This is a genomic window from Pannonibacter sp. I15F10I1 (assembly GCF_900185665.1).
In the GTDB taxonomy this organism is placed as follows: Bacteria; Pseudomonadota; Alphaproteobacteria; order Rhizobiales; family Stappiaceae; genus Pannonibacter; species Pannonibacter indicus.
Genome location: NZ_FYAN01000026.1, coordinates 351,416 through 373,730 on the forward strand (window position 1 = coordinate 351,416; position 22,315 = coordinate 373,730).

Below are 22,315 nucleotides of genomic sequence, written 5' to 3' on the forward strand. Positions count from 1 at the left end.
TGGGCAGTCTCGATCAGACCGCAGATGGACAGCAGGCCGCTGGGGGCATGGTGCGGCGGGCGCAAGGTGCGCCGCTGCTGAATGCGCGCGGCATCAGCAAGCATTTCGGCGCCATCGCGGCCAACAATGCGGTCAATCTCACCATCAACAAGGGTGAAATCCACGCGCTCCTCGGCGAAAACGGCGCGGGCAAATCCACGCTGGTGAAGATCCTTTATGGCGCTCTGCAACCGGACGCCGGCACCATCGAATGGGACGGGCGCAAGGTGCGCATCAACAGCCCCGCCGCCGCCCGCCAGCTGGGCATCGGCATGGTGTTCCAGCATTTTTCCCTGTTCGAGGCCCTGAGCGTTGTCGAGAACATCGCGCTGGCGCTGCCGAAACCCGGCTCCATGCGCGAACTGGCGGCGCGGATCGAAAAGGTCTCCCGCGAATATGGCCTGCCGCTGGACCCGCATGCGCTGGTGGCCGATCTGCCGGTCGGCATCCGCCAGCGCATCGAGATTGTCCGCTGCCTGCTGCAGGCGCCGCGGCTGATCATCATGGATGAGCCGACCTCCGTCCTGACCCCGCAGGAGGCGGATGAGTTGTTCGTGACGCTGAAGCGGCTGGCGGACGAAGGCTGCGCGGTGCTCTATATCAGCCACCGGCTGGACGAGGTGCGCCGCATCTGCCACCACGCCACCATTCTGCGTCATGGCCGCTTCGTGCGCGAATGCGATCCGGCGCTGGAAACCCCCGCCTCGATTGCCCGCATGATGGTCGGTGCCGATGTCTCGCATGTGACCAGCTCCGGCGCGCTGACGGGCAGCGGCCCGGTGCGCCTTGCCGTGCGCAATCTTGCCACAAGCCCGCTGACGCCTTTCTCCGTGCCGCTGGCGGGCGTCAATCTGGACGTGCGCGCCGGTGAGGTCGTGGCAATCGCCGGCGTCGCCGGAAACGGGCAGGGCGAGTTGTTCGATGCCATCAGCGGTGAGCGGCGCTGCGCGCCGGGCATGGTGGAAATCGATGGCACGCCTTGTGGCAATGAAAGCGTCACCCGCCGCCGTCAGCGCGGGGCGGCCTTCGTGCCGGAGGAGCGGCTGGGGCACGGTGCGGTGCCCGGCATGCGCCTGTCGCACAACATCATCCTGACGCGCCATTCCACCGGCGATGATCTGGTCCGCTCCGGCTTTGCCGCCTATGGCCGCGCCGGGGAGATGGAAAAACACATCACGCGGGCCTATGACATCCGCATGTCCCATGACGATCCGGAGGCGCGGTCGCTGTCGGGCGGCAATCTGCAGAAATTCGTCGTTGGCCGCGAGCTGAGCCGCAATCCCGGCATTCTGGTGGTCAATCAGCCGACCTGGGGCGTGGATGCAGGAGCTGCAGCGCTCATCCGCCAGTGCCTGTTGGATCTGGCCCGCAAGGGATCAGCGGTTCTGGTCATCAGCCAGGATCTTGATGAAATCTACGAGATCGCCGACCGCATCGCCGTCATTTCGCGCGGGCACCTGTCGCAGGCTGAGCCTGCTTCGTCCATGACGCTGGAGCGGATCGGCCTGTTGATGGCGGGCGGTGCGGAAAAGCCTTCGTCTGCAAGTCTGTCCGGGGAGGGCGCGTGATGCGTATCGAACTCGTCAAGCGCGCCGAACACAGCGGGTTGATGACCGCCGTTTCCCCGTTGATTGCGGTCATGCTGACCATGATCTGCGCTGCCGTCCTGTTTGCCATGTCCGGCGCGGACCCGCTGGAGGCGCTGTTCCGCTTCTTCATCGAGCCGCTGACGGAAGCCTGGTCCCTGCAGGAAGTGCTGGTGAAGGCGACGCCGCTGGTGCTGATCGCCTGCGGCCTCAGCGTCTGCTACCTCTCCAACAACTGGAACATCGGTGCGGAAGGCCAGTTTGTGGCTGGCGCGTTGGCCGGTTCCATCCTGCCTGTCATGTTCCCGCATCTGCAGGGCTTTTACACTCTGCCCTTGATGCTCCTCTGCGGGGCGCTTGGCGGGGCGGCCTATGCCATGATCCCGGCCATCCTGAAGACCCGCTTCAGCACCAACGAGATCCTCACCAGCCTGATGCTGGTCTATGTTGCCAATCTGCTGCTGGACTATCTGGTGCGCGGTCCCTGGCGCGATCCGCAGGGGTTCAATTTTCCCGAGACGGCCCTGTTCTCGGCTTCCGCTACGCTGCCGTCCCTTGGCATGGGGCGTCTGTCGGTATCCGTTTTCGTGGCCCTCGGCGTTGCGCTTCTCCTGTGGGTGGTGCTGTCGCGCTCGCTGCGCGGCTATCAGATCCGTGTGCTGGGCGAGAGCCCCCGGGCTGGCGCATTCGCCGGGTTCTCGGCCAAGCGGATGACGGTCTTCGCCTTTGCGCTTTCCGGGGCGCTGGCGGGCCTTGCTGGCATCATGGAGGTGTCCGGTTCGCTGAACCAGCTGCTGCCCACCATCTCGCCGGGCTACGGTTTCACCGCCATCATCGTCGCCTTCCTTGGCCGTCTCAATCCGCTGGCGATTGTCGTGGCCGGTGTTGTTCTGGCCTCCAGCTACATCGGCGGGGAAAGCGTGCAGGCGTCGCTTGGCATCTCCGACAAGATTGCCAGCGTGGTGCAGGGCATGCTGCTGTTCTTCGTGCTCGCTTGCGACACCCTGATCTTCTACCGCGTCCGCCTGCACCGGAAGGTGCTTTCTGAAAATGCCGGGGAGGGCGCCCATGTTTGAAGCCATTCTTCTCACCGTCATCACCGCGGCAACGCCACTGCTGCTGGCGGCCATCGGCGAACTGGTCGTCGAGCGTTCCGGCGTTCTCAATCTGGGCGTGGAAGGCATGATGGTGATGGGAGCGGTGACCGGCTTTGCCGCCGCCAATCTCACCGGCTCCGGCACGCTCGGCATTTTCGCGGCCATTGCGGCCGGAATGGCCATGTCGGCCCTGTTCGGCGCGCTGGTGCTGGGCCTTGTCACCAATCAGGTGGCCACCGGACTGGCGCTCACGCTCTTTGGCCTCGGACTGTCCGGCCTTGTCGGCGAGCGCTTCATCGGCGTTCCGGGCCTCAAGCTGCCGAAGCTCGACATTCCGGTCCTGAGCGACCTGCCGTTCCTGGGGCCCGTTCTGTTCCGGCAGGATGCCATTGTCTATCTCGCCTTCGCCCTGGTGGCCGGTGTCTCCTACATGCTGACCCGCACACGCATGGGGCTGATCCTGCGCGCCGTGGGCGACAACCATGCCTCGGCCCATGCGCTTGGCTATTCGGTGCTGAAGGTGCGCTTTCTGGCGGTGCTGTTCGGCGGCGGCTGCGCCGGTCTTGCGGGCGCCTACATGTCGCTCGCCTATACGCCGCAGTGGGTGGAGAACATGACGGCAGGGCGCGGCTGGATCGCGCTGGCGCTGGTGGTCTTCGCCTCCTGGCTGCCCTGGCGCGTCGTGGCCGGTGCCTATCTCTTCGGCATGGTCACGGTGCTGACCTTCCATGCACAGGCGAAGGGCATGGGCATTCCCTCGCAGCTTCTGTCGAGCCTGCCCTATCTCGCCACCATCATCGTTCTGGTGCTGATTTCCGCCAACCGGCGCCTGACGCTCGTGAATACGCCGGCCTGCCTCGGCAAGCCGTTCGTGCCGGATCGCTGACATCCGGTCCGAGCCGGGACCTCAATGGGGTCCGGTCCCGGCCGCCATCTTTGGACCCGCTGCATACCCGGTCCCAACGAGAACCGAAGGGGAAGTGTGAACATGAAGACTCTGCTGAAAGCCACTGTCGCCGCCGCCGCACTGGCCGGCTCGCTCGCAACTGCTCAGGCTGCCGACCTCAAGGCCTGCTTCGTCTACATCGGCCCGGTGGGTGACTTCGGCTGGACCTACCAGCACGATCAGGGCCGCCAGGCTGTCGAAGCCCATTTCGGCGGCAAGGTCGAGACCGCCTATCTGGAAAACGTGCCGGAAGGCCCGGACAGCGAGCGGGCCATCGAGCGCTTTGCCCGTGAAGGCTGCGGCATCATCTTCACCACCTCCTTCGGCTACATGAACCCGACCATCAAGGTGGCGCAGAAGTATCCGAACGTGAAGTTCGAGCACGCGACCGGCTACAAGACCGCCGAAAATGTCGCGACCTATAACTCCAAGTTCCACGAAGGCCGCTACATCATCGGCCAGATCGCAGCCAAGATGTCCAAGACCGGCACCGCCGGCTACATCGGCTCCTTCCCGATCCCGGAAGTGGTCTCCGGCATCAACGCCTTCCTGCTCGGCGCCCAGTCCGTCAACCCTGACTTCAAGGTCAAGATCGTCTGGGCCAATTCCTGGTTCGATCCGGCCAAGGAAGCCGATGCGGCCAAGGCGCTGATCGATCAGGGCGCCGACATCATCTCGCAGCACACCGATTCCACCGCACCGCTGCAGGTGGCCGAGGAGCGCGGCGTGCTTGGTTTCGGTCAGGCCTCCGACATGATCAACTTCGCACCGAAGTCGCAGCTGACCGCCATCATCGATGACTGGGCACCCTATTACATCGAGCGCGTTCAGGCTGTCCTCGACGGCACCTGGAAGAGCGAGCAGACCTGGCACGGCCTCAAGGAAGGCCATGTGGTGATGGCGCCCTACACCAACCTGCCGGACGATGTCGTCGCCATGGCGAAGGAAACCGAAGAGAAGATCAAGGGCGGCTGGGAGCCTTTCACCGGCCCGATCACCAAGCAGGACGGTTCGGAAGCCGCTGCTGACGGCGTGCGTCTCGACGATGGCGCCATCCTCGGCATGAACTGGTACGTCAAGGGCATCGACGACAAGCTGCCGCAGTAAGGAGAGCCGCGGCCCGCAGGTGCCGAACCTGCGGGCCGGTTTGCTCCTGCACCACGATCGTGCGCGGCCGGGCCTTCCGGCGTGGCTGCGCATGTCTTTCAGATAATAACAATCCCGATCCAGAGCCTGTCCATGACCATGACCTTTGCCGCTGAATGGCTGAATCTGCTTTTCCGCTGGGCCCATCTGGTGGTGGGCATCGGCTGGATCGGCACCTCCTTCTATTTCATCGCCCTTGATCTTTCGCTGCGCAAGCGCGAGGGCATGCGCGAAGGCGTCTACGGCACGGCCTGGGAAGTGCATGGCGGCGGGTTCTATCACGTGGAGAAGTTCACGGTCGCCCCGGCCTACCTGCCGCAGGATCTCATCTGGTACAAGTGGGAGGCCTATCTCACCTGGGTGACCGGATTTGCCCTGCTGGTGGTGCAGTATTACTTCAACGCATCGTCTTATCTCATTGATGTGAATAAGCTTCAGATGCTGCCGTCAGAGGCGGTGCTGATTTCCGTTCTGAGCCTTGTGGCAGGCTGGTTCATCTATGACGGGCTGTGCCGCTCGCCCATCGGCCGCAGCACGCCGCTGCTGGCGCTGTGTGTCTTCGTGCTGATCATGGCTGCGTCCTACATGTTCACGCAGGTGTTCTCCGGGCGCGGGGCGCTGATCCACGTCGGCGCATTCATCGGCACGATCATGGCCGTCAATGTGTTCGGCCTGATCATCCCGAACCAGAAGAAGATCGTCGCCAGCCTGCTGCGCGGTGAGGCGCCGGACCCGAAGCTGGGCCAGATGGGCAAGCAGCGATCCGTGCACAACAACTATCTGACGCTGCCCGTGCTGCTGATGATGGTGTCGAACCACTATCCCATGCTCACCGGCCATCCGCAGGCCTGGCTTCTCGTCGGCCTCGTGCTGCTGATGGGCGGCATGGTGCGGCATTTCCTCAATCGGCATGAGGCGGGCGACCCGCTGAACCGTTACTGGTGGAGCCTGCCCATCGCCGCGCTCGGCTTTGCCGCAGCGCTGGTGATGACCGCCCCCCGTGATTTTTCCGGCGGTCAGGCTGTTTCCGATGCCACGGCGCTGACGCTGATCCGCAGCCACTGCGCGGCCTGCCATGCGGCAACCCAGACCCATGAAGGCTTCACGGATGCGCCCAAGGGCATTCATCTGGAAACGCTGGCAGAGCTGCGCCGCTACGCCGATCAGGTGATGGCACAGTCCGTGCTCTCCGATGCCATGCCGCTCGGCAACGAGACGGGCATGACGCCGGAACAGCGTGAGGAACTGGGCCGCTGGATCGCGCAGAACAAGTGAATGGACCGGGATACAAGACAGCTGGAGCACACCCTCATGTCCGCCACGCCGATTGCCTTTCCCATCGCCGAAGCCTTGCTTGCCGGGCTCGATCATGAGGCCTTCATGGCCGCCTTCGCGGATGTGGCCGAGCACTCGCCCTGGGTGGCGGAGGATGCCTTTGCGGCGGGGCCTTTTGTCCGGCGGGAGGATCTGATTGGCGCGTTTGAAGCCGCCATGCGCGCGGCTTCGCATGAGCAGCAGCTGGCGCTGATCCGGGCCCATCCGGATCTGGCGGGCAGGGCCGCAATTGCCGGGGACATTGCCGAGGATTCGCGGAAGGAACAGGCGGGCGCGGGCCTTGACCGGCTGACGGCAGAGGAATTTGCCCGGTTTACCATGCTCAACGATGCCTACCGCGCCCGCTTCGGCTTCCCGTTCATTTTTGCGGTGAAGGGCGCAACGAAACACATGATCCTTGATGCTTTCGAGGCACGGCTTGGCAACAGTCCGCAGGCCGAATTCGAAACCGCACTGACACAGATCTCGCGCATTTTCCGTTTCCGGCTCGAAGACAGGGTACTTACGGCCTGAGGCTCAGTTGGCCTCCAGAGGCTCGAACCGCCCGTCCATGAATTCGCCGCAGGGGCGGGCCCAGATGGTGCCGTCGGCCCCCTGATAGAGGAAGGCCTCTTCGCCCGTGGCCTCGATCCGGCACTTGCCAACGATCCGGTAGATGCCGCCTGTCTTGCGGTGCTGCCACCGGGTGCCGCGCAGGGCCGGATCAAGCCCGTCGCGGGCGGTCATCATCGTGGCATCTTCCGGTGCAGGCATTTGTGCTCTCCGCTCTCCGTTTGCTTGCCAGCCAGCATGAGGCTGGCAGGCCGGTTCAACTCAGCTTAGCGGCGTGTGATCTCGACGGGAACGTTGAAATTCCACGTCGAGCGGCCTTCTTCTGCCGGAATGGGCGGGAAGGGAGCGGCGCGGCGGACGAGTTCCAACGCGACTTCATCCACCTCCGGATTGCCGGAGCTGCCGGAGATGCGAATGGCCGAAACGCTGCCGTCCTTGCTGACGACAAAGGAGACGGTCGCAAGGCCTGCCTCGCGGGAGCGGACGCGGCGCATCGCACGCTGCAGCGCGCGCTGAACCTGGCCCTTGTAGTTGGTGCGGTCCGAATTGCCGAGGATCGTGGAGCGGCCCTGGTTTTCGGAACTGCCCTGCGAGGCCACCTGATCGGCGGCGCCGCCTGCGCCCTGAACCGCATTGGCCCTGCTGTTGCCCTTCTGTGTGCTTGGCTGGCGCTGTGCTTCCGGTTTCTTCGTCTGGGTCTTTTTGACCGGCTGCACGGGCTTTGCTTCGGCCACCTTGACCGGCAGATCCTTCGGCCGCATTTCCGGCACGGGAACAGGCTCGATTGCGGTGACGGTCTCTTCCGGCGTCTCGTTGAGCGGCGCGATGGCCTCCGCGCTGGTCAGCGGCTGGATGGCCAGCTCTTCCACCGGCGCAATTTCCTTCGGCTTGATATCCTGCGGCTGGACTTCCGCCATCTGCTGCACTGGTTCCTGAACAGGCGTTTCGGTGGCTTCCTGTACCGGGATGTCCTGCGCGGTGATCTGCTCCTGTGTCTCGGGCTCGGCGGCATCCGGATCAACCGGCGCCAGCGTGTCGGGGGACTCGGCGGCAACCGCGTTGGCGGTGTCCGGATCGCCGGAGGTCAGCATGTCCGTATAGGCTTCGCCCAGCATGGAGACGGCTCCGCCACCGCCGCCTTGAAGCAGGGCCGGCTCCTCGGAGGTGTCAACGGTCAGGGCAACTGCGCCGAAATGCAGTGTCACCGATGCCAGAAGGGCTGCACCCAGGTGCCAGGGTCTCAGTTTCATTGCGTGCCTGCCTTTTGCGTGACGACACGGATGCCGGGAGCGCCAGCGCCATAGAGCTCGTCGACGATCTCCACGAGACGGGCAGCATCAAGGTTCCGGTCGACGGCCAGTTTCAGGATGCTTTCGGGACCTTCCTCCGGCAGCGGGTTGGCAGCAAGATAGGATGCCGCATCGGTGGGCTGGCCACGGAATACCAGTGTGCCGTCGGCGCGGGCATAGAGCGCCTCCGGCGGCGGCAGGCTTTCCGCATCGGTGGTCTCCACCAGATCCACTTCCTTGTCCGCCGGAGGGGCGAGCTGCCCGGCCACCAGAAAGAAGATCAGCATCAGGAAGACGATGTTGATCAGCGAGATGGTGCTTTCCATCTTCCGCTTGGTTTTCTCGCGCGGGATCCGCACAGCCATGTCTGTAGCTCCTTGCCTTCCGCGGCCCGTTACCGGGCGACGTGCAGGGTGAGCGCCGGCGCAAGGCGGCGCACGGTCTGAACGGCGTCGATCAGGCCCTGGGCGTTTGCCCCTTCGCGGGCAACGACGAGCGCAGAGGTCGCGCCCTTCTCCTGCAGCCCGGCCAGCCGGTCCCCCATGTCCTCAGGCATTACGGTCACGCCGTTGATCCGCAGGCCATCGGCCTCGACAAAAACGAGGATGCCCGGCGTGCCGGAGGCGCCGCCGCCAGCCTGACCGGGTTTGCCCAGATCCACCCCCGCAAAGCGGGTGAAGGTGGTGGAGAGCATGAAGAACAGCAGCAGCAGGAAGATCACGTCGATGAGGGAGGTCATCGACAGCGGCCGCCTGCGCCGCTGCGGCATGTTAATGCGCATGGGAAACCTTCCCGAGGGCAGCGCCATCCTGTGCGGCCGGGGCGTGGCGCTCGTGGTCGTGATGGACCACATCCACCAGAACCTGGGCGCTCAGGGTCTCCACGGCGACGCGCTCGGCCTCGATCCAGGATTCGAACATGGCGAGCAGGGCGGCCACCGGCATGGCGACGGCAAGGCCAGCAGCGGTGGTCAGCAGAGCCACCCAGATGCCGCCGGCAAGGATCGACGGATCCACCGCATCTCCCGCATTCTGCAGCGCCTGGAAGGCGTCGATCATGCCCAGAACCGTGCCGAACAGACCCAGCAGCGGAGCCAGCTGGGCGATGTTGTCAAGCGCACGGGTGCCGGACTGGAGCGAATGCAGCTGCTGCGCTGCCACCCGGGCGATTTCGTCTTCAATGGCGCTGCGGTCCATCTGGCCGGCTGCCGTCAGGCGCATGGCGGTGACGACCGCATGTTCTGCGGCGCTGACGGGACGGGCGAGGCGCACCAGCGCTTCCTTGCGCCTGCCGGCCCGCCACAGGCCTGCTGCTTCCCGGGCCCGGCCCGGCCGGGCGGTGCGGAAGCGGGCGAACTGGACGAATTTGGCGATGACGATGGCGCCAGCCACAACCGACATGACGGCGATGAGGGCCACGACCGTACCGCCAAGTTCGATCAGGCTGAAGACCGGGGCGAGATAGGGAGAGTCCAGCATGTCCGTGTCCTTACCGGGTGAAGCCGATGTCTGTGCGGCTTGTTGTGGTCAGCGGCGCGCTGCACAGCGGGCTGGCAGCGGCAGCCTTGCAGCCGGATGCGCCGTTGACGAGAATGGAACCGATGCCCGCGCAGGGCTGGTTCGGGATCTGGAACTGGCGGACCACGGTCTTGCCTTCCGGCAGGGCGCCGAAGTCGAAGACGGTCATGCGGTCCACCAGTCCTTCCTTGTTGAAAAGCACGAATTCGAAGCCTGCCGTCTCCAGCGCTGCCCCGGTGCCATTGGTGGCAACGAAGGTCAGAAGGCAGCCGTTGCCGGCATCCGCCGCACGGTTCAGCTCCAGCTTGACCCCGTCCGCTGCAGCCGGGCTTGTCTGGGCCAGAGCTGCGCCGGAAAGGGTGGAGACCGACAGCGCGGCGGCTGCGATCACTTCGAATTTGCGTGCCAGTATCATGTCACCATCCGAATTTCTTGTTGACGGACAATTTGAACGTGCGCCCCTTGCCGTCATCGCCGGAGAGATTGTTGCGGTAGCGCTTGTCAAAGATGTTTTCGACGGCGGCGCGCAGCTCCAGTCCCTTGAACTGGCCCTCATCGAGCTTCCAGTTCACGAAGGCATCGTGCAGCGCATAGCCGGGGAAGGGGCCTGTGGTGGCGCCGGCATCGGCAGAGCCGGTGAACTCGGCGCGCCAGCCGAAATTGACGTTGTAGTCCGGGATGCGGCCGCCGAGGGTGACGGCCACCGTTTCTGCCGGAATGGTCGTCAGGGCCGCATTGGTGGTCTCATTCTTGCCGCGCGTCCAGCTGTAGGCGGCGCTGGCAAACACGTAGCGCGAGTCATAAGCGGCTTCGAGTTCCACACCATAGATGTGCGCGCTGTGGACGTTCACATAATAGGGGACAGCCGAGGCTTGCCGCTGCGGGCCCGTGGTGATCAGGTTCGTCAGATCGTTGTAGAAGCCGGTGGTCTTCAGCGCGATGCTGTCATTGTCCTGGAACAGGTCCTGCCGGTTGACGGCAAAGCCAGCCTCGTAGTTGAAGGATTCCTCCTTCTTCAGATCAAGACTGACGGTGCGCCCGCCGGGATAGGTCGAGGTGCGGGCGCCTGTCGAGAACAGTTCGTCCAGTGTCGGCAGGCGTTCGGTGCGGGCAACCGAGCCGAAGACCGAGAAACTGTCCGTGAACTTGTAGAGCGCGGCGAGCTTCGGCGAGAAGGCGTAATCCGTCTGGGTGGAGGCATTCGGGATGACGCTGTCCGGACGCACGGTCACATAGTCGAGGCGCATGCCCGGTGTGATGGTCAGCCGGTCGTTCCAGATGAACTCGTTCTGCGCAAAGACGCCGACCTTGGTGTCCGTACCCTCGGGATGGAAGTCGATCCAGCCCACGCCGCCCTTGGTGCTCGCGGTGCGCTCCTGGTAGCTGACCTGCGTGCCGGCGGTCAGATAGTTTTCCCAGGTATCGCCCTTGAACTCGAAGGTGTTTTCCACCTTCGCCTGCCAGGTGCGGTAGCCGTAGTCGGCATCGTAGAACAGCTCGGGCGAACGCATCCTTGAGGCCGCTGGCGCACGGGCGTTGGTCTGCGCAACCTGCGTGTCGGAGAAGGAGAGGTTGACCTTCAGATCCAGGAACGGATTGCCGCTTGCCGGATTTTCATAGCGCAGCACAACCGTCTGGTCGGTGATCTCGCGGTCGATGTTGCCGAAGGCATCCAGCGTACCGGTCTGGGAATAGGCGGTGTTGTCCGCATCGCTCTGCCAGCGCTCATAGGACAGGCGCACCGACTGCTCGTTGTTCTCGCCGAAGTAATGGGTGACCTTGGCAAGGCCGGAGAAGCTGTCGAAAGCCGAGCCCACCACACGGGTGCCATTGCCCGTCTCGTAATCGGACGAGCGGCGGAAATTGCCGTTGATCAGGGCTTCGGTGCTGGGACCAAGCCGCATGGCGGCAATGGCAGAGGTCATCAGACCGTTCTTGTTGCTGTCAAATCCGGTCTTCAGGCGGAGGGCCACCGTCTCTCCCTCTTCAAGGAAATCGGAAGCATCCTTCGTCTCGAAGGCGATGACACCGCCAAGGGCGCCGGCACCATAGAGCGTGGAGGAGGCGGGGCCGCGCAGCACCTCGACGCGCTTGTAGAGTTCAGGGTCCGAGAAGAAGGAGCCCATGCGGTACATTTCGAAGAACTTGTTGGCGCCATCCACGGTGATGATGATCTTGGACTCGTCCGCCGAGCCCAGATCGCCGATGCCGCGGATGTTGAAGGCCTGCCCGCCGATGCGGTCGCTGCCGACCACTGTGATACCCGGTGTCTGCTTGAAAATATCGCCGATGGTCGTCGCCTGGGCGTTGTCGATCTGCTCCTGATCGATCACCGTCACAGCCTGCGGCGTGTCGATGGCGACCTTTTCCTGCCCGGCGCCGAGAACGATCTTCTGCAATGACGTCGTGGCCTGCGGCTTGTCGGCCGCCGTCTCTGCCACAGGTGCCTGCTGCGCATTTGCGCTGCCTGCATATGCGAGCGCAATCAGCGCCACGCCGTTCAGCCAAAACCCTGCCGTGCCCCGTCCGCGAGTCATTTCATACGCCTCTTTCTGGTCTATCCCGCTGGCTGGCAAAGGGCTCGCTCGCTGAACTGTGAAACTCTAAAACCTGATTAACGTATTCAGGTATTGCGGTCGATACAAAAGATGAATATTGAAGTCAACTATCGGCGGTGACGATCCTGTCGCGGGTCAGCATTTTCTGCAGGCCCTTGCGCGGTTGGACCTGCCGGATGGGTTTGAACAAAACGGCATGCCTGCCAGGCAAAACCCCAGCTTCCGGCAGCCGGAACCCTACGCGCCATTCAAAGATGCGCCTGCAAAGCTCTGCCTTTGGCAGGCGCGGGCCCTTGCCGGTCCTCAGGAGCCGGCCACGCAACAAAGCGGGGAAGACACATGACCACGACTGCCTATCGCGATCTGGCGCCGGAGGAGATCCGCGCCGCTGTCAGCGCCAATCCGGACCGCCGCGAGCGCGATCTGGCGCAGGAACTGGGGATCAGCGAGGCGCAGCTTGTGGCCGCGTTCTGCGGCCATGGCGTGCGCCGTGTCGAGGCTTCGATGGCCGGTATCTGCGAGGGCATGCAGGCTGTGGGGGAGGTGATGGCGCTGACCCGCAACGAAAGCGCCGTCCATGAAAAGATCGGGCCATTTGAAAAGTTCGTGAACGGCACCCGCACCGGCCTGATGCTGGGCAGCCAGATCGACACCCGCATGTTCCCTTCCCATTGGGTGCATGCCTTTGCGGTGGAAAAGCCTTCAGATCAGGGCCCGCGCCGCAGCCTGCAGGTGTTCGACGCCCATGGCGAGGCCGTGTTCAAGGTGCATCTGCGTGCGGCCTCCAATGTGGAGGCCTATGAGGCGCTGGTGGAGCGCCTTGTGCTCTCTGACCAGACGCCGGGCCTCGGCACAGTCCCGCAGCGCCCGCAGCCTGAGCCACGCCGCCCGCTCGATGGCAGCAAGGCCGGCGACCTGCGCAACCGCTGGTCGGCCATGAACGATCCGCATCAGTTCTTCAACATCCTGCGCGAACTCGACATCGAGCGCATCAATGCACTGGCGCTGGCGGGCGAAGACAAGGCCTGGCAGGTGGATGGCGACAGCATCCGCGTCATGCTGCGGCTGGTGTCCAGCAATGCGATCCCGCTGATGTGTTTCGTTGCCAACCGGGGATGCGTGCAGATTCACTCCGGCCCGGTGATGAACATCAAGGAGATGGGGCCTTGGATCAATGTCATGGACCCCACCTTCCATCTGCATCTGCGGCTCGACCACATCAGCGAGATCTGGGCCGTGCGCAAGGGCGCGGATGTGGGGCATGTGACGTCGCTGGAAGCCTATGGGGCCGAAGGCAATCTGATCATCCAGTTCTTCGGCGTGCGCGGTGAGGGCAACCATGAGCGCAGCGACTGGCGCGAACTGGTGGAACACCTGCCGCGCCTTGCTCCGCAGACAGCGGTGCTGCCGTTTGCGGCCGAATAAGCCCTGCGTCTTGTAAGGATATGATGATGCGTCTGCTTTCCTCTCTCTCCCGTCCGTGCGGCCTGGCGCTCACGCCCATGGCCGCCGCGCTGTTGAGCCTTGGCCTGGGCTTCACGGCACCTGAAGCCCGTGCGCAGGAGCCTGCCTCTCTGGCCGGGGCGCAGCGGATCGTCTCCGTTGGCGGAGCCGTCACGGAAGTGGTCTATGCCCTTGGCGCGCAAGACCGTCTGGTGGCGCGGGACAGCACCAGTTCCTATCCGCCCGAGGCTCTGGCGCTGCCCGACACGGGTTACATGCGCGCCCTGTCGCCGGAAGGCGTGCTGGCGGTCGCCCCCGATGGCCTGCTTGTCATTGAAGGCAGCGGCCCGGCGGAAGCGCTGGATGTGCTGAAGAAGGCCGGGGTGCCGCTCGTCATGGTGCCAGACCGCTACACCGCAGAAGGCGTTGCCGAAAAGGTGCGGGTGGTGGGCAAGGCGCTGGGGCTGGAGGACAAGGCCGAGGATCTGGCGGTGAAGCTGGAAGCCGATCTCCAGGCCGTGGCGGAAGCTGCGGCCAAGCGGGAGGTCAAGCCGCGCGTGCTCTTCATTCTGTCCCTGCAGGGCGGGCGCATCATGGCTTCCGGTGAAGGTTCTGCTGCCGATGCGGTCATTCAGCTTGCCGGCGGCGTCAACGCGGTGTCCGGTTTCAACGGCTACAAGCCCTTGAGCGATGAGGCGATCACGGAGGCCAAGCCCGACATCATTCTGATGATGGAGCGCGGCGGTCAGCATGATGCAACGCTGGAGCAGTTGCGTGCCAATGCGGCGCTGTCGCTGACGCCTGCTGTTCAGGCCGGGCACATCGTGCGGATGGACGGGCTGTTCATGATCGGCTTCGGCCCGCGCACCGCCGATGCCGTGCGCGAGCTTTCTGCCGCATTTGACAAGGCCGCAGCGGCCAGCCAGTGAGGGACCGGCAGATGGCCATGACAGCAGCTGAAACCGTGGCCGCAGATCACGGGCCTCTCGAAGGGGACCGCAGCGGGCGGGCGCAGGCGGTGATTGCCGGGCTCTCCGTCCTCCTGATCCTTGCCATCCTGCTGGCGCTGATGACCGGCCCGACCGGACTTGCGAGCTTCGATGCACTTCTCGGCATTCTGACGGGCCGGGAGAGCGAGGGGCCGATGGCCATGCGCGACCGGATCATCCTCGCCGATATCCGCTTTCCGCGCATGGTGGTGGGCGTCTTTATCGGCGCGGGGCTGGCTGTCTCCGGCGTGCTGATGCAGGGGCTGTTCCGCAATCCGCTGGCCGACCCCGGCATCGTCGGCGTTTCGTCAGGGGCGGGGCTTGGGGCGGCGCTGATGATCGTCGCCGGGTCCTGGCTGCCGGCAGGCCTGATGGCCTCGCTCGGGATTCTGGCGCTGCCTTTCGCTGCTTTTCTCGGCGGTCTTGCCGCCACGGCGCTGCTTTACCGGATCGGCACGCGCGGCGGCTACACCGATGTGGCCACCATGCTGCTGGCAGGCATTGCCGTGGCTGCGCTGGCGCAGGCTGCCATCGGCCTGCTGATCTTCACCGCCGATGACCGGCAGCTGCGGGACATCAATTTCTGGCTTCTCGGATCGCTTGCGGGCGCGACAACAGACAAGATCCTGATGTGCGTACCAGTGATCGCCGCCGTGCTTGCGTCCATGCCTTTCATGGCGCGCGGGCTGAATGCGCTGGTGCTGGGCGAGGCGGCGGCGGGGCATCTGGGCATTCCCGTACAGCGGCTGAAGCGGCTGAGCATCGTCGCCGTGGCGGCGGCGACCGGGGCAGGGGTGGCGGTCAGCGGCAGCATCGGCTTTGTCGGCATCGTCGTGCCGCATCTGCTGCGGCTGACCATCGGCCCTGATCACCGTTACCTTCTGCCCGCCTCGGCGCTGCTGGGGGCAAGCCTGCTGCTTCTTGCCGACACGGTGGCACGCACCATCGTGACGCCAGCCGAACTGCCCATCGGCATTCTCACCGCGCTGGCCGGCGCGCCCTTCTTCCTCTGGATCCTGCTGACACGGCGGGGCTTTGCGCTGAGGTGACGGACATGGCAACGCTGGATGTGAAGACCCTCACCGTTTCGCTCTCCGGGCGCGACATCGTGCGGCAGATTTCCTTCGAGGCGCGGGCTGGCGAGGTGACGGCGATTGCCGGGCCGAACGGTTCCGGCAAGAGCACGCTGCTCAAGGCCATCTGCGGCGAGCACCGGCACGGCGGGGACGTGCATCTGAACGGTCATGATCTGCGCCGCGTCCCGGCCCATGTCCTGGCCCGCTTCCGGGCCGTTCTGCCGCAAAGCTCGGCCATCGCCTTTCCGCTGACCGTGACCGAACTGGTGCGGCTCGGCGGCGCAGGAATGCCGCCGCCGGATTCCCGCGTGCGCGAGGCGCTGGCGCGGGTGGGCCTGAACGGTTTCGGCGGGCGGCAGTATCAGTCGCTGTCCGGCGGCGAGCAGCAGCGGGCGCAGCTTGCCCGCGTGCTGTGCCAGATCTGGGAGCCTGTCGGCCCGGAAGGACCGCGCTGGCTGTTTCTGGACGAGCCCGTCGCCAGCCTCGACATTCACCACCAGCTGATGATCATGGATCTGGCCGCAGATTATGCAAAGGCCGGAGGCGGCGTCGTTGCCGTGATGCATGACCTCAACCTGACGGCCATGTATGCGGCGCGCGTACTCGCCCTGAAAGCGGGGCAGGTGATTGCCTGCGGCACCACGGCCGAAACGCTGACGACAGAGGTTCTGTCCGAGGTCTATTCCTGTCCCTTGCGCGTTGGCGCCGTGCCGCCGCCCGGAACGCCTTTCATCCTGCCGCATCTTTGCCATGCGCGTCTGCATGCTGCGGAATGAAGAGGATCTGTGCGTCTCCGGCCGCATCCGGCCCGTGAGCGTGCAGATCGAGCCATTCCAGATGCAGGAAACCCGATGATGCGACTTGTTCCAGATCCCTCCCGCGCCTTTGCCCTTGCGGCCGTGCTGGCTGCCGCCCTTGTTCCGGCGGGTTGCGCGTCAGTTGGCGCCGGTGGTGCCGTGATCACATCAAACCCTGACAGCGGCACGCAGGTGCGTGGCGGCGCCGTGGGGCTTTCAACAGGGCCCGATGGCGTGACCGCCAGCCGGGTGACCATCGATGGCCGTTCGGCTGGCGGCTATTGAGTTCAGCCTGCCGGTTCCAGCCGCACCAGCTTGCCATCGGGCGCATCCGTCAGCAAATAGAGGAAGCCGTCTGGGCCAGAGCGCACGTCGCGGATGCGCCAGCCCTTGTCTTCCAGCAGCCGCTCCTCACCCACGATCTTGCCGTCCTCCATGTCGAGCCGGTTGAGATGGGTCAGCGCGAGCGCGCCGATGAACAGGTCGCCCTGCCAGCCCTTGAAGGCATCGCCCTGATAGAAGGCCATGCCGGACGGGGCGATGGACGGGACATAGACCTGGATCGGCGGCGTCATGCCTTCCTTCTCCTTGCCCTCCCCCATGGGCAGGCCTGAATAGGCGCGGCCATGGGTGACGACGGGCCAGCCATAGTTTGCTCCGGCCGTGATCACATTCACTTCATCGCCGCCGCGCGGCCCGTGCTCGTTGGCCCAGAGTTCTCCCTCCGGTGTCAGCGTCATGCCCTGCGGGTTGCGGTTGCCATAGGTGTAGATTTCCGGCAGCGCGCCAGCGGTGTCGAGGAAGGGATTACCCGGTGCTGGCGCGCCATCCTTCGTGATGCGGATGATCTTGCCCGAGTGCAGCGACAGATCCTGCGCCGTATCGTCTGCGCCATGGTCGCCGATGCTGGCGTAAAGATAGCCGTCTGTCCCGATGACGAGCCGGGAGCCGAAATGGCGTCCGTTCGAGCCCGGCGTCGTCGCGGTGAAGAGGACGGTCACATCCTCCAGCCCTGTATCCGTCAGCTTTGCCTTGGCAATGCGTGTGGTGCCGCGCCGCTCCACCGGCGTGGAATAGGAGAAGTAGATGGTGCTGTTCGAAGCAAAATCCGGATCGAGGATCACATCCAGCAGCCCGCCCTGGCCGCTGTCGTAGATCTCCGGCAGGCCGGTCAGCGGCGCGCTCAGGCTGCCATCGGCACCCACGATCCGCAGCCGTCCCGGCCGCTCGGTGACGAGCATCCGCCCATCGGGCAGGAAGGCAAGACCCCAGGGATGCTCCAGATCCGTGGCGACTTCCACGATCCTGAAATCTGCGGCTTTGGAGCGGACGGTTTCCTGCGCAATGGCAGCAGGTGCGGCGCCCGCCATGAGGGCGGCAAGACCAAGGGGGAAGAGGCGTGACAGGGGCATCAAGGATCTCCGCAGCTTGAACATGAGGCATCAGCAGGCGGCAAGACCGCCCGCAGCGTATCCCGCATATGGGGCAGGGGATCGTGAGAACCAACAGGGGCTGCCGGGAATGGGCCGGAGCCTCACGCAAGCGTGACTGGGGAGGGGAAGTGCAGGAACTGCAAGTCGAACTGCCTTGAGCTGGCATTGCGACGCCAACAGGCACTGATGCCAAGGCTTTCGATGCTGACGCATCACGCCTTGAAATTGCTCAGACGCCGCACGGGCTTGACCAGCTCTCAATGAGTCAAGCTCATCGAGAGCTGGTATGTGTCACCCCGGCCAAGCGGAGCGCGAGCCGGGGCCTACTCGTTTGCAGAGAGATGCCGAAATCTGCTGAACTGAAGCCCGGGTGACATCAGGAGCTTGCCGCACCTTCCGCAGTTCCAATGACTGCTCTGGGAGCGAGTAGTCCCCGGGTCTTCACTTCGTTCCGCCCGGGGCGACCACTGCGGTGGGCTAGAGGCTGTGCCTCGATAACATCAGCTCCGCCTCACCGGCAGCTTAAGGCGATTGCTTCACATCACCCCCGGCGCGGCAGGGAGGTGCCTTTTTCCGCGATGTCCAGGAACAGGCCGGTCATCAGGCGCATGCCTTCTTCCATCACCGGCAGCAGCACATGCTCGTTGGGGCCGTGCTGGCCGCATTCGGCGTGGGAATGGGGCACCCAGATGGTCGGCAGGCCGAGGATTTCGGTGAAGGCGTCGTTCGGCAGGGAGCCGGCGAGGTTCGGCAGCACATGCGGCTTCCTGTCGGCGGTTTCCGCCAGCGACTGTTCCACGAACTTGACCCAGGGGTGATCCGGCGGGAAGCGGGTGGCGCGGAAGGCTTCGCCGCGTGAGGGCTTCACGGCGACCTGAGGGAAGCCTTCCCTGTCCAGATGACGGCGCAGGGCAGGGATGACGCCCTCCACATCCGTGCCGACCACAAAACGCAGCTGGATCGTCGCCCTTGCCTTGCCGGAGATGGCGTTCTGCGGGGCATCGATGTTGCCGTTGGCCATGGCAAGCACGGCCACGGAGTTCCAGCCGAAGACGCGCTCCGAAGGCGTCAGGTCTTCCTGTCCCCAGTCCGCATCATGGCGGCGGGGCGGCAGGTCCTTCAGCGCTTCGCGGATGTCCGGCGTCAGGCTGTCGGGCAGCCATTCCTTGATGCGGATCTGGCCGCGCTTGTCGGTGATCGAGGCAATGGCATGGGCGAGGATGATCGCCGGATCGGCCAGCAGCCCGCCGAAATTGCCGGAGTGATGGTCCGAAGGGCGCAGATCCACGGTGAGATCGATGCCCATGCCGCCGCGCGAGCCCATGAACATGGTCGGCGTATCAGCGGCAAGGCGCGGGCCGTCCGAGGCGATGAGCACGTCCGAGGCGAGCAGGTCCTTCTTCTCCTCGAAGAAATCCCTCAACCCATAGGAGCCGGTCTCTTCGGCCATCTCGATGATGACCTTGGCATTGAAGCCGAGGCGGCCGTTTTCCTTGAGGATCAGATCCATGGCCTTCAGGTTGATCAGATGCTGCACCTTGTTGTCGGCGGTGCCGCGCCCGTAGAGCTTGTCATCCTCGCGGGTCAGCACGAAGGGGGAGAGGCCCTCGCGCCAGCGGTGCGCCTCGCCATTGCACACATCGCCGTGGCCATAGACCAGCACGGTGGGCAGGGCCGGATCCTCGATGCGCACACCCGTCAGCAGCGGCGCGCCGCCCGGACGCGGGTTGGCATGGATGGCCACGTCAAAGCCCATGGCGGTCAGCATCGGCTGCATTTCGCCGGTGAGATAGGCCATCAGGTCTTCCGGCGTGCCTTCTGACTGGCTGACCGACTTGTGCGCCACAAGCCGGGCGAGATCGGTTTCCAGCCCGCCTTCCGTGACATAGCGGGAGGCGGCGGCAATGAGGTCCTGTCGTGTGGTCATGTCTGAAATGCTCATGCTGGGATGGGTTGCGCCGCCGGGATGGCAGGGCCAAGGGCGGCGATGTCGGGCACTTCCCAGCCGCGGCCGGGCATGGCGGAGAGAAGCTGGCGGGTATACTCGTTCTGCGGATTGCCGAAGACCTCGTCCACCGTGCCATATTCCACCGCGACGCCTTTCTGCATCACGAGGATATGGTCGGAAATCTCGGCCGCCACCCGCAGGTCGTGGGTGATGAAGAGGATCGTCAGGCCGACATTTTTCTTGATATCCGCCAATAGTTTGAGCACGTCCTTCTGAACCGATACATCAAGCGCCGAGACGGCCTCGTCGGCAATCAGGATCTTCGGATCGACCATCAGCGCACGGGCGATGGAGATGCGCTGGCGCTGGCCGCCGGAGAACTGCGACGGATAGCGGTCGAGCGCATCCTGCTCCAGCCGGACGATACGCAGCAGCTCCTTCGCCTTTTCCATCGCCTGCGCACGCGGCACGCCGAAGTTGGTGGGGCCTTCGAGCAGCAGGTCGCCAATTTTGCGCCGCGGGTTCAGTGAGCCGTAAGGATCCTGGAAAACGATCTGGATATGGCGGCGGAAGGCGCGGCGGCCCGCAGCCGTCGTGATGTCCAGCCGCTCGTTGCCGATGTAGACCGAGCCTTCATCCGGCTCTTCCAGTCCCATCAGGCAGCGCACCAGCGTCGTCTTGCCCGATCCGGACTCGCCGACAATGCCGAGGGTCTGGCCCTGCAGAACCTCGAAGTCGATGGGCCGCACCGCATGGACCGTTCTTGCGGGTTTGAACAGGCTGCGCGGAGAGCGGAAGGTCTTTTCGATGCCGGCGACCTTGAGGGCCACGGGTTTGCCGGTTTCCGGCCCGCCCTTGCCGCTGTGCTTGCGCGGCACGGCGTCGATGAGCATGCGGGTGTAGGGATGCTTCGGCCGGTTCAGCACCTCGTCTGCTGTGCCCTGCTCGACGACAATGCCCTTCTGCATCACCACCACACGGTCGGCGAGTTCCGCCACCACGTCGAAGTCGTGGGTGACGAAGAGGATGCCGGCCTTGTGGGTTTCCTTCAGCTGCTTGAACATGCTGAGGATCTGCGCCTGTGTCGTCACGTCCAGCGCCGTCGTCGGCTCGTCGGCGATCAGCAGGCGCGGCTCCATGGCCAGAGCCATGGCGATGACGATGCGCTGGCGCTGGCCGCCGGAGAGCTGGTGCGGATAGGCATGATAGATCCGCTCCGGATCCGGCAGGCGCACTTCCGTCAGCAGCGCAATCGTGCGGGCCTTCTGCTCGGCGCGGGGCATGGTGGTGTGGGCGCGGAAGACTTCCTCGATCTGTTCACCCACCGTGTAGCACGGGTTGAGCGCGCTCATCGGCTCCTGGAAGATCATGCCCATGCGGTTGCCACGCAGCTGCATGTGCTCGCGCGGGGACAGCTTGAGCAGGTCCTTGCCCTCGAACCAGATTTCTCCGGCCGATGGCTTCAGCGCCTTGGGCAGCAGGCCCATGGCGGCAAAGGACGTGATCGACTTGCCCGAGCCAGACTCTCCGACGATGCAGAGGATTTCGTTCTCGCGGATTTCGACGGAGAGATTTTCCACCGCATGGGGCCGGTCGCCGCCTTCCGGCAGGTCGATGGTCAGGTCCTTGATGGACAGAACGGTGTTGCCGGTCATGGTCATCAGTTTCTTCCTTCGGGCGCGGTGATGTCGCGGATGCCATCGCCCAGCACGTTGATGCCGAGAACAAGGGCGAAGAGGGCGATGCCGGGGATGGTGATCAGCCAGCTTTCGAACAGGATCATGGGACGGCCTTCGGAGATCATCAGCCCCCAGGACGGCAGCGGCGGCTGCACGCCGAGGCCGAGGAAGGAGAGGGCGGCTTCCAGAATGATGGCATGAGCCATTTCCAGCGTGATGACGACGATCAGCGCATTCATCACGTTGGGCAGCACATCCTTCCACAGGATGCGCGGCAGGCTGGCGCCCAGCACTTCGGCGGCGGAGATGTAGTCCATCTGCCGCACCTGCATGGTGGCGGCGCGCATGACCACGGCAAAGCGGTCCCACAGCAGCAGGCCGAGTACGGTGACCACCACCTGCAGCGAGCCGCCGAAGATGGCGACCACCGCCAGCGCCACCAGCGTGGCCGGCAGGGCAAGGCGCACGGACAGGATGAACATCACCACCGCATCGACGCGCCCGCCGAAATAACCGGCAAGCACGCCCAGCGTGGTGCCGATGACGGCGGAGATCATCGCAGCCACAAGGCCGATCAGCAGCGAGATGCGTGCGCCATAGATGAGGCGCGAGAGATAGTCGCGGCCGAGCTGGTCCGTGCCCAGAATGTGCTCCCATGTGCCGCCCATGAAGACGGGCGGCTTCATGCGCATCAGCAGATCCTGATGATAGGGATCATGAGGGGCAAGGACCGGGGCCAGCAGCGCCACGGCGGCCGTAAAGGCGACGATGATGAAGCCGATGAGAAAGCCCTTGTGGCGGAAGGCCCTGCGCAGGATCTGGCGCGAGGGCGAAACCGCAACGCGCGGCGCAACTGCGGCCGGGGTTGAAGACGGTGTGCTCATG

General features: G+C 64.7%; 22 protein-coding genes. 11 read left to right on the forward strand and 11 right to left on the reverse strand.

Annotation, left to right across the window (positions count from 1 at the left end; genetic code table 11):
• The first annotated feature begins 47 nt into the window (after positions 1-47).
• The 6 genes from IF10I1_RS14885 to uraD all read left to right on the forward strand — a co-directional run bounded on the left by IF10I1_RS14885 (position 48) and on the right by uraD (position 6,662).
• Positions 48-1,607: an ABC transporter ATP-binding protein gene (locus tag IF10I1_RS14885; protein WP_026355949.1), complete on the forward strand. Its 1,560-nt coding sequence runs from the start codon at positions 48-50 to the stop codon at positions 1,605-1,607.
• Positions 1,607-2,701 (forward strand): ABC transporter permease, encoded by a 1,095-nt coding sequence (locus IF10I1_RS14890; protein WP_094461785.1) that lies wholly within the window; start codon positions 1,607-1,609, stop codon positions 2,699-2,701. Before IF10I1_RS14885 ends, IF10I1_RS14890 begins: the two co-directional genes overlap by 1 nt.
• Positions 2,694-3,608 carry an ABC transporter permease gene (locus IF10I1_RS14895; protein ID WP_050471424.1) on the forward strand — a complete coding sequence of 305 codons (915 nt, stop codon included), beginning with the start codon at positions 2,694-2,696 and terminating at the stop codon, positions 3,606-3,608. The genes IF10I1_RS14890 and IF10I1_RS14895 overlap by 8 nt, the downstream gene beginning before the upstream one ends.
• Positions 3,609-3,710: 102 nt before the next feature.
• The gene (locus IF10I1_RS14900; RefSeq protein ID WP_050471425.1) at positions 3,711-4,775 is read left to right on the forward strand and encodes a BMP family ABC transporter substrate-binding protein; all 1,065 of its coding nucleotides are present in this window, start codon (positions 3,711-3,713) and stop codon (positions 4,773-4,775) included.
• A 132-nt stretch (positions 4,776-4,907) separates the two neighbouring features.
• Positions 4,908-6,089, forward strand: a complete 1,182-nt coding sequence (locus tag IF10I1_RS14905) for a urate hydroxylase PuuD (protein WP_186424552.1) — start codon at positions 4,908-4,910, stop codon at positions 6,087-6,089.
• Positions 6,090-6,662 (forward strand): 2-oxo-4-hydroxy-4-carboxy-5-ureidoimidazoline decarboxylase, encoded by a 573-nt coding sequence (uraD, locus tag IF10I1_RS14910; RefSeq protein ID WP_244284727.1) that lies wholly within the window; start codon positions 6,090-6,092, stop codon positions 6,660-6,662.
• Positions 6,663-6,665: 3 nt separating this feature from the next.
• On the opposite strand, the gene IF10I1_RS14915 is transcribed toward uraD, so the two are convergent.
• From IF10I1_RS14915 to IF10I1_RS14945, 7 genes are all read right to left on the reverse strand, one after another.
• Positions 6,666-6,902 carry a DUF1653 domain-containing protein gene (locus IF10I1_RS14915; protein ID WP_050471427.1) on the reverse strand — a complete coding sequence of 79 codons (237 nt, stop codon included), beginning with the start codon at positions 6,900-6,902 and terminating at the stop codon, positions 6,666-6,668.
• A 65-nt stretch (positions 6,903-6,967) separates the two neighbouring features.
• Positions 6,968-7,951: an energy transducer TonB gene (locus tag IF10I1_RS14920; RefSeq protein WP_186424553.1), complete on the reverse strand. Its 984-nt coding sequence runs from the start codon at positions 7,949-7,951 to the stop codon at positions 6,968-6,970.
• Positions 7,948-8,355, reverse strand: coding sequence for a biopolymer transporter ExbD (locus tag IF10I1_RS14925; RefSeq protein WP_123194342.1), 408 nt, complete (start codon positions 8,353-8,355; stop codon positions 7,948-7,950). Before IF10I1_RS14925 ends, IF10I1_RS14920 begins: the two co-directional genes overlap by 4 nt.
• Positions 8,356-8,384: 29 nt before the next feature.
• Complete coding sequence (locus IF10I1_RS14930; protein ID WP_050471430.1) at positions 8,385-8,771, reverse strand: biopolymer transporter ExbD; 387 nt, start codon at positions 8,769-8,771, stop codon at positions 8,385-8,387.
• Positions 8,761-9,468 (reverse strand): MotA/TolQ/ExbB proton channel family protein, encoded by a 708-nt coding sequence (locus tag IF10I1_RS14935; RefSeq protein ID WP_050471431.1) that lies wholly within the window; start codon positions 9,466-9,468, stop codon positions 8,761-8,763. Before IF10I1_RS14935 ends, IF10I1_RS14930 begins: the two co-directional genes overlap by 11 nt.
• A gap of 10 nt (positions 9,469-9,478) precedes the next feature.
• Entirely contained in the window at positions 9,479-9,922 is a 444-nt protein-coding gene (locus IF10I1_RS14940) for a hypothetical protein (protein ID WP_186393393.1), read from the reverse strand.
• Position 9,923: 1 nt separating this feature from the next.
• A complete protein-coding gene (locus tag IF10I1_RS14945; RefSeq protein WP_208977434.1) occupies positions 9,924-12,044 on the reverse strand; it encodes a TonB-dependent hemoglobin/transferrin/lactoferrin family receptor in 2,121 nt (706 codons plus the stop codon).
• 360 nt (positions 12,045-12,404) lie between these two features.
• On the opposite strand from IF10I1_RS14945, the gene IF10I1_RS14950 reads away from it, so the two are divergent.
• The 5 genes from IF10I1_RS14950 (at position 12,405) to IF10I1_RS14970 (ending at position 16,655) form a co-directional block, all read left to right on the forward strand.
• Complete coding sequence (locus IF10I1_RS14950; protein WP_186393394.1) at positions 12,405-13,490, forward strand: hemin-degrading factor; 1,086 nt, start codon at positions 12,405-12,407, stop codon at positions 13,488-13,490.
• Positions 13,491-13,513: 23 nt separating this feature from the next.
• Positions 13,514-14,437, forward strand: coding sequence for a hemin ABC transporter substrate-binding protein (locus IF10I1_RS14955; protein ID WP_186393395.1), 924 nt, complete (start codon positions 13,514-13,516; stop codon positions 14,435-14,437).
• A gap of 17 nt (positions 14,438-14,454) precedes the next feature.
• Positions 14,455-15,546, forward strand: a complete 1,092-nt coding sequence (locus IF10I1_RS14960; RefSeq protein ID WP_186393396.1) for an iron ABC transporter permease — start codon at positions 14,455-14,457, stop codon at positions 15,544-15,546.
• A 5-nt stretch (positions 15,547-15,551) separates the two neighbouring features.
• Entirely contained in the window at positions 15,552-16,349 is a 798-nt protein-coding gene (locus tag IF10I1_RS14965) for a heme ABC transporter ATP-binding protein (protein ID WP_122520141.1), read from the forward strand.
• 78 nt (positions 16,350-16,427) lie between these two features.
• On the forward strand, positions 16,428-16,655 hold the full coding sequence (locus tag IF10I1_RS14970) for a hypothetical protein (RefSeq protein ID WP_186393397.1): 228 nt from the start codon (positions 16,428-16,430) through the stop codon (positions 16,653-16,655).
• Positions 16,656-16,657: 2 nt separating this feature from the next.
• On the opposite strand, the gene IF10I1_RS14975 is transcribed toward IF10I1_RS14970, so the two are convergent.
• The 4 genes from IF10I1_RS14975 to IF10I1_RS14990 all read right to left on the reverse strand — a co-directional run bounded on the left by IF10I1_RS14975 (position 16,658) and on the right by IF10I1_RS14990 (position 22,314).
• Positions 16,658-17,782: a PQQ-dependent sugar dehydrogenase gene (locus tag IF10I1_RS14975; protein ID WP_208977431.1), complete on the reverse strand. Its 1,125-nt coding sequence runs from the start codon at positions 17,780-17,782 to the stop codon at positions 16,658-16,660.
• Positions 17,783-18,344: 562 nt separating this feature from the next.
• Positions 18,345-19,730, reverse strand: a complete 1,386-nt coding sequence (locus tag IF10I1_RS14980; RefSeq protein ID WP_208977430.1) for a M20 family metallopeptidase — start codon at positions 19,728-19,730, stop codon at positions 18,345-18,347.
• An 11-nt stretch (positions 19,731-19,741) separates the two neighbouring features.
• A complete protein-coding gene (locus IF10I1_RS14985) occupies positions 19,742-21,412 on the reverse strand; it encodes an ABC transporter ATP-binding protein (protein WP_244284728.1) in 1,671 nt (556 codons plus the stop codon).
• Entirely contained in the window at positions 21,412-22,314 is a 903-nt protein-coding gene (locus IF10I1_RS14990) for an ABC transporter permease (protein ID WP_186393399.1), read from the reverse strand. The genes IF10I1_RS14985 and IF10I1_RS14990 overlap by 1 nt, the downstream gene beginning before the upstream one ends.
• Between the last annotated feature and the right edge of the window lies 1 nt (position 22,315).

Excerpts from the sequence above, each read along its gene's own strand:
- IF10I1_RS14885 (WP_026355949.1), top strand. The coding sequence starts at position 48 with ATGGTGCGGCGGGCGCAAGGTGCGCCGCTGCTGAATGCGCGCGGCATC.
- IF10I1_RS14890 (WP_094461785.1), top strand. The coding sequence starts at position 1,607 with ATGCGTATCGAACTCGTCAAGCGCGCCGAACACAGCGGGTTGATGACC.
- IF10I1_RS14895 (WP_050471424.1), top strand. The coding sequence starts at position 2,694 with ATGTTTGAAGCCATTCTTCTCACCGTCATCACCGCGGCAACGCCACTG.
- IF10I1_RS14900 (WP_050471425.1), top strand. The coding sequence starts at position 3,711 with ATGAAGACTCTGCTGAAAGCCACTGTCGCCGCCGCCGCACTGGCCGGC.
- IF10I1_RS14905 (WP_186424552.1), top strand. The coding sequence starts at position 4,908 with ATGACCATGACCTTTGCCGCTGAATGGCTGAATCTGCTTTTCCGCTGG.
- uraD (WP_244284727.1), top strand. The coding sequence starts at position 6,090 with ATGGACCGGGATACAAGACAGCTGGAGCACACCCTCATGTCCGCCACG.
- IF10I1_RS14915 (WP_050471427.1), bottom strand. The coding sequence starts at position 6,902 with ATGCCTGCACCGGAAGATGCCACGATGATGACCGCCCGCGACGGGCTT.
- IF10I1_RS14920 (WP_186424553.1), bottom strand. The coding sequence starts at position 7,951 with ATGAAACTGAGACCCTGGCACCTGGGTGCAGCCCTTCTGGCATCGGTG.
- IF10I1_RS14925 (WP_123194342.1), bottom strand. The coding sequence starts at position 8,355 with ATGGCTGTGCGGATCCCGCGCGAGAAAACCAAGCGGAAGATGGAAAGC.
- IF10I1_RS14930 (WP_050471430.1), bottom strand. The coding sequence starts at position 8,771 with ATGCGCATTAACATGCCGCAGCGGCGCAGGCGGCCGCTGTCGATGACC.
- IF10I1_RS14935 (WP_050471431.1), bottom strand. The coding sequence starts at position 9,468 with ATGCTGGACTCTCCCTATCTCGCCCCGGTCTTCAGCCTGATCGAACTT.
- IF10I1_RS14940 (WP_186393393.1), bottom strand. The coding sequence starts at position 9,922 with ATGATACTGGCACGCAAATTCGAAGTGATCGCAGCCGCCGCGCTGTCG.
- IF10I1_RS14945 (WP_208977434.1), bottom strand. The coding sequence starts at position 12,044 with ATGACTCGCGGACGGGGCACGGCAGGGTTTTGGCTGAACGGCGTGGCG.
- IF10I1_RS14950 (WP_186393394.1), top strand. The coding sequence starts at position 12,405 with ATGACCACGACTGCCTATCGCGATCTGGCGCCGGAGGAGATCCGCGCC.
- IF10I1_RS14955 (WP_186393395.1), top strand. The coding sequence starts at position 13,514 with ATGATGCGTCTGCTTTCCTCTCTCTCCCGTCCGTGCGGCCTGGCGCTC.
- IF10I1_RS14960 (WP_186393396.1), top strand. The coding sequence starts at position 14,455 with ATGACAGCAGCTGAAACCGTGGCCGCAGATCACGGGCCTCTCGAAGGG.
- IF10I1_RS14965 (WP_122520141.1), top strand. The coding sequence starts at position 15,552 with ATGGCAACGCTGGATGTGAAGACCCTCACCGTTTCGCTCTCCGGGCGC.
- IF10I1_RS14970 (WP_186393397.1), top strand. The coding sequence starts at position 16,428 with ATGCGACTTGTTCCAGATCCCTCCCGCGCCTTTGCCCTTGCGGCCGTG.
- IF10I1_RS14975 (WP_208977431.1), bottom strand. The coding sequence starts at position 17,782 with ATGCCCCTGTCACGCCTCTTCCCCCTTGGTCTTGCCGCCCTCATGGCG.
- IF10I1_RS14980 (WP_208977430.1), bottom strand. The coding sequence starts at position 19,730 with ATGACCACACGACAGGACCTCATTGCCGCCGCCTCCCGCTATGTCACG.
- IF10I1_RS14985 (WP_244284728.1), bottom strand. The coding sequence starts at position 21,412 with ATGACCATGACCGGCAACACCGTTCTGTCCATCAAGGACCTGACCATC.
- IF10I1_RS14990 (WP_186393399.1), bottom strand. The coding sequence starts at position 22,314 with ATGAGCACACCGTCTTCAACCCCGGCCGCAGTTGCGCCGCGCGTTGCG.